A 13766-nucleotide genomic window follows, 5' to 3' on the forward strand; every position below is an offset into this window, starting at 1 on the left:
CCTTAGTGTGTTCGCTCAAAACTCATCGAGATCATAGAAGAAGGCCAACCGAGAGTTGATTGAGGCGATGGAGTCGTGCGTAAACAGCAGCAGTACATCGCACACAAGGTCGTAGTTTTCGATGGAATAGTTTACTTCGATGGTAAGGGTTTCTTCCCACTTATTGGTGTTGGCGCTGATGATACTGCTGATATTGGTGTGGTGGCCCAACACGGTGGGGTAGCCCTGGCTGAAATTTAAATCCAGTTGTTTGCCGAGGCCGTTGAGGATGGCACCTAGTAAAATGCCGGATAAATCCGCAAGTACCTCGGCTTGCTGGGCGGAGCGATCTTCGCGGTTAAGGCGCAGCAACTCTGCCATGCCGGCAAAAGAGGTATCGCTGAATAGCAGCAGCGCTTCGCCGGCGATGCCTTTACCAATAAACCCCTGGCACACCGCGGATACGCTTTCGTCGTTGGCAAAGGCCAGCGCCATTAATAATTCGCTGGGCTCCAACATAGCCACCTTGGGGATGGGCAGTTGGATAAATTCGCCGGTGAGCCTTGCCAACAGATCACCGGCGTGGCCTATGGCAACGTTGGTGATTTCTCGGTAGCAATCTATAAAGCTAATTTCACCCTGGTCATTGGTGGCTTCAATGCGTTCGATGCCGGCGGTTTCACGCGCCTCGGCCAGGCTCACCTCGCTTTTATAGGCACCTTGCTGGGAAAGGGTTTTGGCAATGGTGTCGGCGGAGGCGGGCTTCTCAATGAAGTCGATGGCACCCAGCGACAAAACCCGGCGGCGCGCTTCTTCTTGCACATCGCCGGATACCACAAATACGGAGGCCTTGAGGTTTAGGCGGCGGATCTCTTCCAGGGTTTCGTAACCATCCATCACCGGCATGGTGAGGTCGAGGAATATAACCTCGCCCAAACCCTGCTGTAGCGCGGCGATCGCTTCCTGGCCGTTACCCGCATAGGTAATCACCACCGGCCAATCAGGCGGTAGTGAGCGGGCTAGCTGCTTACGCGCCATGCCGGAGTCGTCGCAAATGATGACGTTAGTTGCTGCCATATTCTCTTAGGTGGTCAATGATGGGCTGAGCCCGCTTTAGTCGTTATAGAAGTTGTTGCGTCACAGCCGCTATGCAAGCTGCAGGCATTTAAATCATTTTAAGTTGAAATAAACAGGAACTACTTACCAAAGTTTAGACAAGGTTATTCTGTTTAACCAACGCAGCCTTACTAGGCTTATCGGCGGCAGCTTGGCAAACCTAAGCGGTTACGAATGTAAAAACAGATTTATGCTCGGATGCGAAATTGAGCGCAACTTCACGTAGGCTCGTGCGCCAACCTGGGCGGAAAACCTGGCCCTGCAGGCATGTTTAACCGTCGTTGCAACGGTTTTGATCAGGCTTGATCGGTTGCTACGAAATGGCGTAGTTTTTCTCCGTGTGAATGGCGCGCTAACTGCCTTGTGATGGGGGCTGGTTCACCTGATGGCAGACTCGCGCTGGCATTGCATGAGCAAACGTGGTTCTATTGCTTAAAACCATGAGCTTTGCTCATGCAATGCCGTGTTAACAAACGCGCTACTCGCCCAGGGCGCCCAGGTGAGTTTGCCAACTAACTTGGTCGTTGTGGGAGTGGGTAAAGCCGATGGAGCGCTCAAACTCAACGCAGTCTTTTTGTCGGAACGCCACAATGTAGGTTCGGCGCCAGCTGTCTGCAGATCGGTTACCGCCAGAGCCGTGCACAATGAATTCGTCGTGCACTGTAATATCACCACGGTTGAGCGGCAGTTCTACCACTTCATCACCGTCTTTGATTTCAACGCTGAGTATGTGTGACTCCTCTCGGTTATCGCCGTGCAAGGGCTGGTGGGGCCGCAAACCGCCCTTGTGAGAGCCTGGTACCACTTTTAGGCAGCCATTTTCGCTGTTGGCGTTATCCAGCGCCAATGAACAGGTGGCGGTGAGCGTGCTGGGCGAGCCGGTGGGCCAGTAGCCTAGGTCTTGGTGCATGGTGAACTGCGCATCGGGCTTGTTGGGGCGTTTGGCTAAAAATTGATCGTAATCTAGTGTGGCGCTATCACCCAATAGCTGGCGCGAAATCGACGCCGCTCGCAGCTCAAATACGTTGTCGCGGATGGTGGGCTGGTAGCGTCGAGGTAGCATAGCGTTAACCAGGGCAAAGTCATCGAATTCGCGGTCGTAGGGGCCGCTCATGTCGCAGAAATCGCGGCCCATATCAGGGACTTGGCCGGTAATAAATTGTTGAAACGTAGGCTCTATGGCTTGCAGTTCTTGTTCGGTTAGCACTCCGCGCAGAATAATGTAGCCATCCCGGTGGTAGGCTTCAATCTGTTCCGGGGTAAGAAGGTATTTATCGCCGTTACGGCCGTAGTGTGTGGCGTCTGTCATAGGTTTATCCTGCTGCTTATTGTGATGTGGCGGCACAATAGCTCCGGCGGTAGCCGCCGGATACAGCAAAATTTCTGGCAATTAGCGCAAATTTTCCGCCGTGTGTTTGCCCTGGCGAAACTCAATGGGTGAGCAGCCTTTAAGCTCTTTAAAGTGCTGGTCAAAGTGGGAGGTGTGTTGATAGCCGCAGTTGAGGGCGATATCGGTAATTCGTTGGTCCGTGGTTAGCAACAGTTTACTGGCTTCGTTAATGCGCAGCAGTTTTACCAAACTCATAAAGGTTTGGCCGGTGGCGGCGCGAAAAAATTTACTAAAGGCCGAGGCGCTCATGCCCAACTGCTGGGCGATGTCCGCCTGGGTAATGGAAGTGGCCAAATGGCTGCTGATGTAATCGTGGATAATGGCCAGCCGTTGCAGGTGGGTGCCGTCCAGGTGGTTGGCTTTAAAATACCCCAGGCTTGCCAGTTGTTGCCCACCGTTTTGGGCTAGGGTATCGAGCAACTGCAGTAAATGAATAAACCGCTGTAGACCGCTGGTTTGGGCTGTGGCGGTGAGCACCGGGGCCAATTGCTGGCACAGCGCGGTGGGGAATACCAAGCCCTGCTGGGCGTTGTCCAACAGCCGCACTAAGGGTTCGGTTTCCGGCAGGGTGGCCAGCATTGGCTGCAGCATGGGTTGAGCAAACTGAATGGTAATCCACTCGGGGTTATGGGTGTTGTCACCCAGCTGGTTGCGCCAGCAATGGGGCAGGTTTGCGCCACACAATACCAAATCGCCAGGGCCGTAGTAGTCAACGTGGTCGCCCACGTAGCGCACGCCCTGGCTGCGAATAATCCACGTCAGTTCCAACTGCTGATGGCAATGCCAGGCGTGCTCGCTGGCAAAATCCGCGCACTGGCGATGAGCCGCGTGAAACGAGCTGTATTGATTATTAACAATGTGTTCAACAATGGCACTTTGCATGGTGGTCTCGGCCGTTAATCACAATTTGGCTTTTCTATCTTAAGGTTTTCTTAGATTTTCTTAGGTTTTATTGTTAGCTGCCTGTAACGACTATAGTTACAGCGTGCAGTAAGGTTACCCAAATGTTAGAGCTATTTCATCTTAAAGTAATTCGTGCGGTGCAGCAGCGTGGCACCTTAACGCTGGCGGCTGAAGAACTTCACCTCACGCAATCGGCGCTGAGCCATGCGGTAAAAAAGCTAGAGCAGCAACTGGGCACGGCCATTTGGCTGCGAGAGGGGCGCACCCTGCGGCTAACCGCTGCAGGCCGCTATTTGTTATCCGTGGCCGAGCGTATTGTGCCGCAAATGCAGCAGGCCGAACAAACCGTACAAGACATGGCCGAGGGTAGCCGGGGCAACTTGCGCGTGGGTATGGAATGCCACCCTTGTTATCAATGGTTGTTAAAAGTGGTGGGGCCGTTTTTAAAGCAGTGGCCGGATGTGGATATCGATGTAAAGCAACAATTTCAATTTGGTGGTGTGGGTGCACTGTACAACCATGAAATTGATTTATTGGTCACGCCAGATCCTATTAATAGTAACGGGCTGGAATTTACGCCGGTGTTTGGTTACGAACAAAAGTTGGCGTTGGCCAGCCAGCATGCATTGGCCAGTAAATCGTTTATTGAGCCTCAGGATTTAACCCGGGAAACCTTAATTACCTACCCAGTGGAAGCCAGTCGGTTGGATATTTACAGCCAGTTTTTATTGCCTGCCGGCTGCGCGCCGCGGGTGCAAAAGCACATCGAAACCACAGAAATTATGTTGCAGATGGTGGCAGCCCAGCGAGGGGTGGCAGCGTTGCCGGGTTGGTTGATAGAACAATTCCAAAGCAGCTTCGATATTGTTGCCAAGCCTTTGGGTAAAAAGGGCGTGCCTAAACGAATATTTTTGGGGGTGCGTAAATCCGATGCCGGTATCGATTATTTGGCCAGTTTTATTCAGTCTGCTAACAGCTTGCAGCACCCGTAAAATTGCCACAAAAAAACCGGCGCATAAGCGCCGGATTTTAATAACAGCTCTAACCAAGCAATCACATAAGCAAAAGCATTAGGCGATTTTTTGGTCAGCGGCCGCCACACTTTGGTTGGCGCTGTCTTGGCTGCGAGACTCTATGGCCATTGCGCTGCCAGTGCCGATGTTAATAGTGCGTGGTTTCATGGCCTCGGGTATTTCGCGTACCAAAGATACCGTGAGCAAACCGTTGGTGAGATCTGCACCTTTCACTTCTACGTGGTCTGCCAGGTTAAACTTGCGCTCAAAGGAGCGGTTGGCTATGCCTTGGTGCAAAAACTGTTTCTCTTCTCGGTTTTCTTTTTTACCACGCACGGTAAGAATATTTTTTTCAATGTTGATGTCTAGCTCCGATTGCTCAAAACCGGCCACAGATAAAGTAATGGCGTATTTGTTTTCGCCGAGTACTTCAATATTGTAGGGCGGGTAGCTTGAGCCTACATCGGAACGCATGGCGTTGTTTAAAATAGACGCCAAGTGATCGAAGCCAACGCTGTTGCGGTAAAGGGGAGTTAGGTCAAAATTTTTCATGGTTTATTCTCCATAGGAAGCAATAAAAAAATCACCCGTAACACTCTTTGAGTCGCTCGGGCTCGTAAATAGATATGGCGCTGGGTAAAGCGAATTCAAGGCGGAAAATGAAAGTATTTTAATAAATATTTTTTCTAAGCTGATTCGTTTTTAAAATTTTGCTGGATAAATAATGGAAGGAGTAGGGGGGGGCAGTTGGTAGCTGGTAGCTGGTAGTTAGAGGGAAGAGATATGGGTGCGTAAGGATTAGTGCAAGTGCATATTGATACGGCGAGCAAAACCAAAAGCAATACAAAAGAATTGCGGCGTGAGCATTAAAACAAAAAAGTTAAAACGCGAGAGTTGCTACACAACGCTCAAGCAAGGCCGTTTTTTGGCTGCGCCTTTCAATAAGCGAAGGGCCGCAATAGCCAGCGGGTGCAAGAGCTAAAAAAATTAACAGCTACGATAATAAAAAGCTAAAAGAAAAACTCACAAAAAACGCAATCAAAAACAATGCCCGATTAGGCTTTACCGAAAGGTGTTGCCAACAGCTGCGCCGGGCGCAGTTAGGCTCGCTTTTTTGAGCTGATTGTTACCGCGATTGTTAAACCACATTTGTTAAGCCAAGCTACTGTGGCTAGTCAACATAAAGATGGTGGTGTATTTAAACATTTCAAGTGCACAGGCTAACAATTTTTAGTTAGCCGCCAATGCAATCACATGCCTGTCCAGAGACAGAGTGCGTTAAAACGAGAGAGCGCAGAAACGAATCGGTACCCGGGGAGGGGGCTTTACTACGCAGTGACGGTAATGGCGTCACCCAGACGCACGGTGCCGTCTTCGATCACTCGGCAACAAACACCACCACGCCAATCGGGGGTAAGGGCCTGTTTAAGGCCGGGGGCTTGTTCGTCCATACGGTGGCAGGGGTCGGTTTCCCGGGTGATTTGCATGCGCAGTTTGCCAACTTCAACAATGGCGCCCACATCTTCTGGGCCGAATTCGAGCCCTTCGATAAGCAGGTTGGCCCGGCGAGTGGTCCAGGGTAGGCCCTCGCGGTCTAGCTCTTGGCAGGCGGTGCGCCAAGCCGGGCGGCTAAGCAAGGTAACCTGGCGCTTGCCGGGTTTGCCGCGTAAATCACGTTCTAGGCCGCTGCTGCGGGTCACCTGGCAACTGCTGATCAGCTCCATGGGCGCGCGGCTTGCGCTTCGTCTGGCTATGCCGGCTACTACGCCGGTTTTTGGCTTACTCACTTACCTCACACCCTCAACACGCCAATCGGTACAAACAACACAGGCTTAAAAGCCTATGTTGCTTGGCGTGAAGGACTACGTCAATGAATTTAGCCGTATTGGTTAGATAAATAACGGCTATCTGTGCAGGCCGAACAGGCGCCTGGTATCAGAAAGGAGTAGTTGTCCGAAATCTCTTAGGTTGGAGAAACGGTGATCTACTTCGTCAAGGCAGTCTTCTAAATGGTCGATGGCTTGGTGTTGCTCGTCTTCTTCGACTTCGTGCAGCCGTACCTTAAGCGAGGCTAGGGCATGCTCCATTTCGTGAATTTGATATTCGAGCTCCAAGCGCTGAGTATTCACTCTGTGCATAGCGGATTGCTCCCTGTTTGATAATACGCTTATCCAAAAATATGGCTCAGCAGGATAAGCACTGCTGGTATTATCAAAAATATAGCAAACAGATATACAATTACAACTAATTTATTTTTCATGGCCGAATCGGCCAACCATTCGGCGCATTTGATGGGTAAATTGCGTAAAAAGGGTATGGAATAGATGAAGATCACGCCAAGAAGGTTATAAGTGAAGTGTATTAAGGCGATTTCCATGGCCAAAACGGCCTTTGGGCCACTAATAGCCGTAGCCGCCAGTATGCCGGTGATGCAGGTGCCGATGTTGGCCCCCAGGGTAAATGGGTAGATTTGTCGTAGGGTAAACACGCCGCTGCCGGCTAATGGCACAATTAAGCTGGTGGTGGTGGAGGACGACTGCACCAATATGGTGATAATGGTGCCCGAGCTAATACCGGCCACAGGGCCTCGGCCAATAGCGTGGTGCAGCATGTCCTTGGCCTTGCCCACCATCAATATGCGCAAAATTTTGCCAATAAAGGTGATGGATAGAAAGATACACACCACGCCAACGATGATCAGCAGTACACCGGCGGCGACATTAGGTAGGGTGCCATCGAGCACGCCCTGCATGGCCTTCACCGGTGGCGATACGATAGCCTTAACCACGTTGAAGTCTTTCATTGACACAGATCCGCCGCCCACCAATAGGTTGGCCATGGCGCCACCGATTTTATCCAGCAGGCCGAATGCCATTTCCAGCGGTAGGAAAATCGCTACGGCCAATAGATTGAAGAAGTCATGGATGGTGGCGGCCGCAAAGGCGCGGCGAAACTCTTCGCCCTGGCGCACATGGCCCAGGCTAACAATGGTGTTGGTAATGGTGGTGCCGATATTGGCGCCCATCACCATGGGGATGGCGATGGAAATGGGCAAACCGCCAGCCACCAGGCCCACAATGATTGAGGTTACCGTGCTGGAAGATTGAATCAGTGCGGTGGCCAGGGTACCGATCACCAAGCCGGTAATAGGGTTGCTGGCAAAGGCGAACAGCTCTTTGGCGCTGTCGCCGGCGGCCATTTTGAAGCCGCCGCTGATCATGGACACGGCCACAAGCAGCAGATACACCAAGCCGGCGACGAACAGCCAGTTGATCCAGTTAGGTTTATTGGCCATTTCGGCGGAGGCGGTGGACTCGGTATTCATACGCTAAACGCCAGAAAAAGCAGCTGCCCTGGCGGTGTTACTCCTTGCGGGTTACGTGGCAATCTCGTCGTTGCTGAATGGTAACTCAGACTGCTCACACGATGTATAAGAGGTGCTATTTTGTGGCTCTAATGTGAAACATTTATGACATTTGGCGTCGCGTTAATCGCCCTGGTGCCTGCTTTGTTAGAGCGCCTGGAGGGTAGACTTTTTACCGCTTAAATACCAGCACCGATGTGCGCAAAGGCAGGCAGTTGGTAATTACACAGTAACCGCGTGCTGGGCGGCCCTGAGAATCCTGAGCAAAGTGCGTATAATGCCGCGTTTTGAACACAATTGGCATTTAACCCATGCAAGCATTACAAGTGATTGAATTGTTCGCCGGCACCCGCCCGGACGGCCAAGCTGTGGTGGAGCAACTGCGCGTAAAAGAGAACGCCGACAACACCTTTACCCTGGTGACCTCGCCGGCGTTTGTACAAGGTATAGCGCGTGGCGATACCATTAGCAAAGAAGAAAAAAGCAAAGAGTTTAATTTGGTGCAGCGCGGCGGCAATTTGTGCATCCGCGTGTACAGCCGAGACAACACCGAGGCATTATGCGAAGCCATTACCCCGGCGTTGGAAAAACTCGGCGGTGACCTCGACGTAGAAACCGATCGCCTGCTGGTTTACAGCATTCACGTCTCTTGCGGCTTTACCGCCATAGAAGACGTGCTCAATAAAGCCATGGCCAAATTTACGCAAGCCGCTTGGGTGTATGGCAACGTATACGACCCCGCCGATGGCACCACGCCATTGAACTGGTGGCAGGCCATTCTAGCTCCGGAATAATGTATTCCTCCGATATTTCTCTCTGCGCAGAACCATTTAAGGCGCCGGTCATTTAAGGCAATATTTATTTAAGGCATAGCTCATGTTGATGGTGATTTCCCCGGCTAAAACCCTGGACTACGATACCAAGCCCAGCACAAAAACAGCAACCCAGCCGGATTTTTTGCAAGACTCACAAATTTTAATCGATGAACTTAAACAACTCTCGCCCCACGATATCAGTGGCTTAATGAGCATTAGCGATCAACTGGGGGTATTAAATTACGACCGCTTTCAGGAGTGGTCGCAACCGTTTGATGCCGATAACGCCAAGCAGGCGGTGTTGGCGTTTAAAGGCGACGTGTACACCGGGTTGGAGGCAGAAAACTTTAACCGCAGCGAGTATAGCTTTGCGCAAAAGCATTTGCGCATTTTATCCGGCTTGTATGGCCTGCTGCGGCCATTGGATTTAATGCAAGCCTATCGTTTGGAAATGGGTACCAAATTCGCCAACAGCCGTGGCAAAGATTTGTATCAGTTTTGGGGCGATAAGGTCACCGATGCCTTAAACGAACAACTTAAAAAATTGAAAACCGATACCCTTGTGAATCTGGCTTCCAATGAATATTTTAAGGTGGTGAATAAAAAGCGCTTAAACGCCGAAATCATCACCCCGGTATTTAAAGATTTGAAAAACGACCAGTACAAAATTATCAGCTTCTACGCCAAAAAAGCTCGCGGCATGATGGCCGCTTGGGTCATTGAAAATGGTGTTACCGAGGTGGACGGTATTGTGGATTTTAACCGCGCCGGTTATCAATACAACGAAGCCATGAGCGACGCAAAGCAGTGGGTTTTTACCCGTGACGAAGCGCAATAACGTAATAGAGGTTACACGCGGTGGAAAAACCCTACTCGCAAGCGTGCGAAAATAATAAGCTGCCCATTTTGGCGGTGCTGCGGCAGGCTTTTAGGGAGGCGCGCCAGGTGTTGGAGGTGGGCTCTGGTACCGGCCAGCATGCAGTGTACTTTGCCGGCGAAATGCCCCATCTAAGCTGGCAGTGTTCTGATCTACGCGCCAACCATGCCGGCATAAATGCTTGGTTGGCCGACTACCCCGGCAGCAACCTGTTGCCGCCGGTGGAGTTGGACGTGGCTGGTACCTGGCCCACGCAACTATTTGATGCCGTGTACACAGCCAATACGCTGCACATTATGAGCTGGCCCCATGTGCAAAGTTTTTTTCAAAACCTGGGTGCGGTGTTAGCCAGTGGTGCGGTGCTTGCGGTGTACGGCCCGTTTAATTATCAGGGCCAATTCACCAGTGCCAGTAATGCGCAGTTTAACGAATGGTTAAAAGAAGCAGATCCAGCCCGCGGCATCCGCGATTTTGAAGCGGTGAATCAGCTGGCCGAGAACGCGGGCCTGCAGTTACTTGCCGACCACGCAATGCCGGCCAATAACCGTTTGTTGCTGTGGCAATTAGTCTGAGGTCTTTTGGGCCTTTTCAAACTGACCTTTTAGAGCCTGGGCTCGGCCATATTGGCTGTTGTCTTTGCCAATATCTTTTACCCGTTCAAAGCAGCGCTTAATTTGGCCGCTGTCTTTTTCTGGCAGCGCCTGCTCGTTACATTCTAGTAATACCTGTACCAAGTTGAGGTTCAAACCCACGTGGTTGGGAAACAAGCCCAGGGCCTCTTTAAAGATACGGCTGGCTTCGTTGTACTCCTTGTTTTTGTAGGCAGCAATGCCGGATTTGGTAAGGCGTGCTACATTGGCGCGGGCGTTGGCCGATAGAGGCTCGGCGCTTAGCCGCTCTAGTTTGCGCATAAAGTTGGCGTCTTTGCTGTGCTTTTCGGCCAGGGATTGTAATTCGGTTTGGGCTTTTTCCTGGTCGCCGGTGGTCTGCAGCAAGCGCACGTAATCCAGGTGGGTTTCGCCGTCTTCGGCTTCTTTTTCTTCAAACTGATATTTGGCCTGGTGGCAGGCGTCGTCGGCCTCGGGCAGGTTAAAGGTTTTTAAAATATTGGCTTCGACGAGGCTGGCTTGTAAATCCAGCTCTGGTTCTTCACTAAACAATTCACGGGCTTTACGCACCTGACGCAGGGCTTGGTTGCCGTCGTCTTTATTTTTGTGGCCGTCGGATTGGGCCTTTTCCACCACTTTGCGGGCGTAGTTTAAATAATCCGCGCCGCATTCGTGCACGCTGTTGGCGCCCCAGCGAATGGCCTGGCGGTAGGATTGTGTGCTAGTGTCTACGTCGTCGTTGAGCTCGGCAAGGTTGGCTAGGCGGCGGTGGCGGGGTACGGATTTGGGCGAAAGATCGCAGGCCAGTTGGGTGTGTTCTTGGGCTTTTTCAAGTTCCGCGCGCTGCTCGTGAATGCGGGTTAATAAATCGTGGGCTTCCACATAGCGATGATCCATCTTCAACACGCGGTGCAACATTTTCTCGGCTTGCTCTAAAGCGCCTAGCTCCACCAAGGTTTCTGCCAAGCCCAGCATGGCCCAGGGTACCGGTTTTTGCTCAATAATTTTCTCATAGTGCTCACGGGATTTATGCAATTCACCCAACAAAAATAAAATTCGGCCACGCAGCCGTTCGGCTTCGGTGGTGAAGCGCCCACCGCGTTCAATCATGGCGTTAACGGCGGTTAGCGCCTCTTGGTACTTGCCCTCGGCAAACAGCTTTTTAATGGGTAATAGCACCAGGTGTTTAATCATTACCCGGTCTAGACGTTTGCAAAACTCTCTGGGGGTAAAGGGTTTGGCAATGTAATCATCGGGCTGCAGTTCGATGGCGCCCAGCACCATCTCGCGTGAGGTTTCGCCGGTGATCATTAAAAACAAGCTGGTGGGGCTCACCAGTTTTTTCTGGCGTAGGTTTTCCAACAGCTGTTGACCGTCTTGGCTTTGGCCTAGGTTGTAATCGCACAGCACCATATCGTAGCTGCGGTTATTGCAGCACTGCACGGCATCCACGGCGGTGGCGGCGGTATCAACTCGCTTCATGCCTTGGTTATCGATAACGCGTTTGATCATGCCGCGCATGCCGGGCAAATCATCAACGATCAGGCAGTTGAGAGCGGCATACTGCTTAAGAAGGTCGATTTTTTTGGGCATTTCGTCAATCAAAACAAGTACCTTTGGCGCGAGTGTTATCGGTTGCCCGGCAATCTACGATGGACTGCTGGCCTTGGCGCACCCCAAAACGGGGCGGGCCTATGGGGTTGTCGGCATTGTGATTGAAACGTTTAGGGTTCTTGTTTAAACGGCAACAGCGTTGCGGCCTCCGCCATGTAGGCTTCAATGGAGGGTTGTTCGCGGCGGGTGAAGTCTTCGATGGCGGTGTGGAAGCGCGGCTCGGCCATCCAGTGGTTAGACCAGGTGGCGGTGGGGGTGAATCCGCGTTGGATTTTATGTTCGCCCTGAGCTCCAGGGTCAAAGCACTGCAAGCCTTGTGCAATGGCGTATTCGATACCTTGGTAGTAACAGGCCTCAAAGTGCAGGCCGTCAAACTCCTCCAGGCAGCCCCAGTAGCGGCCATAAAGGTGGGTGTCACTTTTAAAGAACAGCGCCGCGGCCACCATTTCATCGCCGGCGTAGGCCTGAGCCATCATTAGGGCATCGCCTAGGTTGCGGCCAATCAGCTCAAAGAACTGTTGGTTGAGGTAGCCGTCGTGGCCGCTACGTTTTAGGTAAGTGAGCTGGTAAAACTGGTAGAAGCGTTGCCAGTCTTCGGCGCTGACATCGGTGCCCTCCACCCGGCGCAGTTCAATACCCTGTTGGCCGATTTTCTGCCGCTCTTTGCGCAGATTTTTGCGCTTGCGGCTGCTGAACGTGGCCAGAAAGTCATCGAAGTGGGTGAAGTCTTGGTTAAACCAGTGAAATTGGCAGGCTTGGCGCAGGCTTAAGCCCAGTTTGTTGAACTGCTGGGCCACCTCGAGCTGGGGGAATAGGCAGTGCCAGGAGGAAGCCTTGGTCTGCTTGGCCAGTTGTTGGACGGCGGCAAAAAACTGCGCGGCTACCGCGTGCTCATCCAAACTGCTGTCGCTGGCAATGCACAGGCGTGGCCCGGTGGCTGGGGTAAACGGCGTGGCCGTGACCAGCTTGGGGTAATAAGGAAAGCCCGCACGGTGGTAGGCATCGGCCCAGGACCAATCAAACACGTATTCGCCGTAGGAGTGATCCTTGATAAACAGCGGCATTAACGCTTGGGGTTGGTCGTCAATGTAGGCCACCAAGTGGCAAGGCTGCCAGCCGCTGTCGGTACAAGTGGCTTGGCTTTCTTCCAAGGCCTGTAGAAATTCATAACGTAAAAAAGGGTAGCCGCCACCGACTAGGGCATTCCAGGTACTGCAGCCGAGGGTTGTTACGCTGTCGATGGTTTTGATGTGCATAGATGACTGCTCTACTTTGCTACCAGGGTTAATTTAGCCTGTTTCAACGCTATGATAAAGGTACTAGGACTCTCGGGTATGACTATAAGATCATCTCTTCTGTGGTCATTGTTATCCGACACCTCGAAACTTGCGTGTTCTGCTCAATGAAAAAAATCGTATTTTTGTTAACGTCTTTTCAATTGCTTACTGGTCTATTGCTCACTGGCTGTGTTGCCGGGGGTGAAAACGCTCGGGCGCCCGTGGTTGTGGTGTTAAGTTATGAAGATTTTGGGCCGCAAGTAATGGCTCACGAAGCGCTTGGTATGCAGTGGTGGCAATGGCAGACTCACGGAGACTCCAGGCCAACAGAATACGATATTAAAGTCGCGGTTTTTCAGGGCAGCGGAGATGAGGTGAAAAGCCTGTACCCGGTTGTCGAACACAAAACGCAAGACTACCGCTATATAACCTATCAGAACGCTATAAATTACTTAGACTCTGCCATTGTTGAGAACGCACTGCCAATTGTTACAGAGCGTTTAATGGATACAAGGGCCTGTTGAGACTAATTAGGTACCACTGCTGGAGGTCAGCTTCCCGTTCAACTAGGCGCCAAGAGTGATATGTAGTGGGCCTACATGAGCGATTGGCAACAACGTTGAGCGGGAAGCTGGCCCCAGCCCTTCGGGTTGAGCCAGGAAATAGCCCACTCGTTGTTGCTCACCGCTTATTTGGGCCCACCAAACTTCGCGGCTCGCGCCTAGATTGGACTATTTCCTGACTCAACAGAGGCTCCGAATTAGTGTCAACAGGCCCTGGAACAGCGTTGAACAAGGCGTTTTACCCTGA

The 13766-nt window shown here is 51.8% G+C and carries 14 protein-coding genes; 5 read left to right on the forward strand and 9 right to left on the reverse strand.

Features of this window, described 5'->3' with window-relative positions:
• Positions 1 to 15 precede the first annotated feature (15 nt).
• The 3 genes from ACGHM3_RS00560 to ACGHM3_RS00570 form a co-directional block, all read right to left on the reverse strand.
• Positions 16 to 1056: a response regulator gene (locus tag ACGHM3_RS00560; protein WP_345416213.1), complete on the reverse strand. Its 1041-nt coding sequence runs from the start codon at positions 1054 to 1056 to the stop codon at positions 16 to 18.
• A 517-nt stretch (positions 1057 to 1573) separates the two neighbouring features.
• The gene (locus ACGHM3_RS00565; RefSeq protein WP_345416210.1) at positions 1574 to 2404 is read right to left on the reverse strand and encodes a phytanoyl-CoA dioxygenase family protein; all 831 of its coding nucleotides are present in this window, start codon (positions 2402 to 2404) and stop codon (positions 1574 to 1576) included.
• Positions 2405 to 2485: 81 nt separating this feature from the next.
• Positions 2486 to 3367: an AraC family transcriptional regulator gene (locus tag ACGHM3_RS00570; RefSeq protein ID WP_345416208.1), complete on the reverse strand. Its 882-nt coding sequence runs from the start codon at positions 3365 to 3367 to the stop codon at positions 2486 to 2488.
• A 122-nt stretch (positions 3368 to 3489) separates the two neighbouring features.
• Between ACGHM3_RS00570 and ACGHM3_RS00575 the strand changes: the two genes are divergently transcribed.
• Positions 3490 to 4380 carry a LysR family transcriptional regulator gene (locus ACGHM3_RS00575; protein ID WP_345416205.1) on the forward strand — a complete coding sequence of 297 codons (891 nt, stop codon included), beginning with the start codon at positions 3490 to 3492 and terminating at the stop codon, positions 4378 to 4380.
• A 78-nt stretch (positions 4381 to 4458) separates the two neighbouring features.
• On the opposite strand, the gene ACGHM3_RS00580 is transcribed toward ACGHM3_RS00575, so the two are convergent.
• The 4 genes from ACGHM3_RS00580 to ACGHM3_RS00595 form a co-directional block, all read right to left on the reverse strand.
• On the reverse strand, positions 4459 to 4953 hold the full coding sequence (locus ACGHM3_RS00580) for an Hsp20 family protein (protein WP_345416202.1): 495 nt from the start codon (positions 4951 to 4953) through the stop codon (positions 4459 to 4461).
• 776 nt (positions 4954 to 5729) lie between these two features.
• On the reverse strand, positions 5730 to 6125 hold the full coding sequence (locus ACGHM3_RS00585) for an MOSC domain-containing protein (protein ID WP_390518207.1): 396 nt from the start codon (positions 6123 to 6125) through the stop codon (positions 5730 to 5732).
• A gap of 180 nt (positions 6126 to 6305) precedes the next feature.
• Positions 6306 to 6539, reverse strand: a complete 234-nt coding sequence (locus ACGHM3_RS00590) for a hypothetical protein (RefSeq protein ID WP_345416196.1) — start codon at positions 6537 to 6539, stop codon at positions 6306 to 6308.
• A 29-nt stretch (positions 6540 to 6568) separates the two neighbouring features.
• Positions 6569 to 7726, reverse strand: coding sequence for a Na/Pi symporter (locus ACGHM3_RS00595; RefSeq protein ID WP_345416193.1), 1158 nt, complete (start codon positions 7724 to 7726; stop codon positions 6569 to 6571).
• A 350-nt stretch (positions 7727 to 8076) separates the two neighbouring features.
• Between ACGHM3_RS00595 and ACGHM3_RS00600 the strand changes: the two genes are divergently transcribed.
• The 3 genes from ACGHM3_RS00600 to ACGHM3_RS00610 all read left to right on the forward strand — a co-directional run bounded on the left by ACGHM3_RS00600 (position 8077) and on the right by ACGHM3_RS00610 (position 10029).
• A complete protein-coding gene (locus ACGHM3_RS00600) occupies positions 8077 to 8559 on the forward strand; it encodes a DUF4265 domain-containing protein (RefSeq protein WP_345416190.1) in 483 nt (160 codons plus the stop codon).
• 82 nt (positions 8560 to 8641) lie between these two features.
• A complete protein-coding gene (gene yaaA / locus ACGHM3_RS00605; protein ID WP_345416187.1) occupies positions 8642 to 9418 on the forward strand; it encodes a peroxide stress protein YaaA in 777 nt (258 codons plus the stop codon).
• Positions 9419 to 9438: 20 nt separating this feature from the next.
• Positions 9439 to 10029 (forward strand): DUF938 domain-containing protein, encoded by a 591-nt coding sequence (locus tag ACGHM3_RS00610; RefSeq protein ID WP_345416184.1) that lies wholly within the window; start codon positions 9439 to 9441, stop codon positions 10027 to 10029.
• Here ACGHM3_RS00610 and ACGHM3_RS00615 read toward each other — a convergent pair.
• Together ACGHM3_RS00615 and ACGHM3_RS00620 are read right to left on the reverse strand one after the other, a co-directional pair.
• Positions 10021 to 11670, reverse strand: coding sequence for a response regulator (locus tag ACGHM3_RS00615; protein ID WP_345416181.1), 1650 nt, complete (start codon positions 11668 to 11670; stop codon positions 10021 to 10023). The genes ACGHM3_RS00610 and ACGHM3_RS00615 overlap by 9 nt on opposite strands.
• Positions 11671 to 11789: 119 nt before the next feature.
• Positions 11790 to 12935 carry a GNAT family N-acetyltransferase gene (locus tag ACGHM3_RS00620; protein ID WP_345416178.1) on the reverse strand — a complete coding sequence of 382 codons (1146 nt, stop codon included), beginning with the start codon at positions 12933 to 12935 and terminating at the stop codon, positions 11790 to 11792.
• 146 nt (positions 12936 to 13081) lie between these two features.
• Here ACGHM3_RS00620 and ACGHM3_RS00625 point away from each other — a divergent pair, with 146 nt between their 5' ends.
• The gene (locus ACGHM3_RS00625; protein WP_345416175.1) at positions 13082 to 13480 is read left to right on the forward strand and encodes a hypothetical protein; all 399 of its coding nucleotides are present in this window, start codon (positions 13082 to 13084) and stop codon (positions 13478 to 13480) included.
• The last annotated feature ends 286 nt before the right edge of the window (positions 13481 to 13766 follow it).

This window comes from Halioxenophilus aromaticivorans (assembly GCF_042850945.1).
Taxonomy (GTDB): Bacteria; Pseudomonadota; Gammaproteobacteria; order Pseudomonadales; family Cellvibrionaceae; genus Halioxenophilus; species Halioxenophilus aromaticivorans.

What these genes read in the sequence shown, in the direction of transcription:
- ACGHM3_RS00560 (WP_345416213.1), bottom strand. Translation starts at nt 1,056, where the DNA reads ATGGCAGCAACTAACGTCATCATTTGCGACGACTCCGGCATGGCGCGT.
- ACGHM3_RS00565 (WP_345416210.1), bottom strand. Translation starts at nt 2,404, where the DNA reads ATGACAGACGCCACACACTACGGCCGTAACGGCGATAAATACCTTCTT.
- ACGHM3_RS00570 (WP_345416208.1), bottom strand. Translation starts at nt 3,367, where the DNA reads ATGCAAAGTGCCATTGTTGAACACATTGTTAATAATCAATACAGCTCG.
- ACGHM3_RS00575 (WP_345416205.1), top strand. Translation starts at nt 3,490, where the DNA reads ATGTTAGAGCTATTTCATCTTAAAGTAATTCGTGCGGTGCAGCAGCGT.
- ACGHM3_RS00580 (WP_345416202.1), bottom strand. Translation starts at nt 4,953, where the DNA reads ATGAAAAATTTTGACCTAACTCCCCTTTACCGCAACAGCGTTGGCTTC.
- ACGHM3_RS00585 (WP_390518207.1), bottom strand. Translation starts at nt 6,125, where the DNA reads ATGGAGCTGATCAGCAGTTGCCAGGTGACCCGCAGCAGCGGCCTAGAA.
- ACGHM3_RS00590 (WP_345416196.1), bottom strand. Translation starts at nt 6,539, where the DNA reads ATGCACAGAGTGAATACTCAGCGCTTGGAGCTCGAATATCAAATTCAC.
- ACGHM3_RS00595 (WP_345416193.1), bottom strand. Translation starts at nt 7,726, where the DNA reads ATGAATACCGAGTCCACCGCCTCCGCCGAAATGGCCAATAAACCTAAC.
- ACGHM3_RS00600 (WP_345416190.1), top strand. Translation starts at nt 8,077, where the DNA reads ATGCAAGCATTACAAGTGATTGAATTGTTCGCCGGCACCCGCCCGGAC.
- yaaA (WP_345416187.1), top strand. Translation starts at nt 8,642, where the DNA reads ATGTTGATGGTGATTTCCCCGGCTAAAACCCTGGACTACGATACCAAG.
- ACGHM3_RS00620 (WP_345416178.1), bottom strand. Translation starts at nt 12,935, where the DNA reads ATGCACATCAAAACCATCGACAGCGTAACAACCCTCGGCTGCAGTACC.
- ACGHM3_RS00625 (WP_345416175.1), top strand. Translation starts at nt 13,082, where the DNA reads ATGAAAAAAATCGTATTTTTGTTAACGTCTTTTCAATTGCTTACTGGT.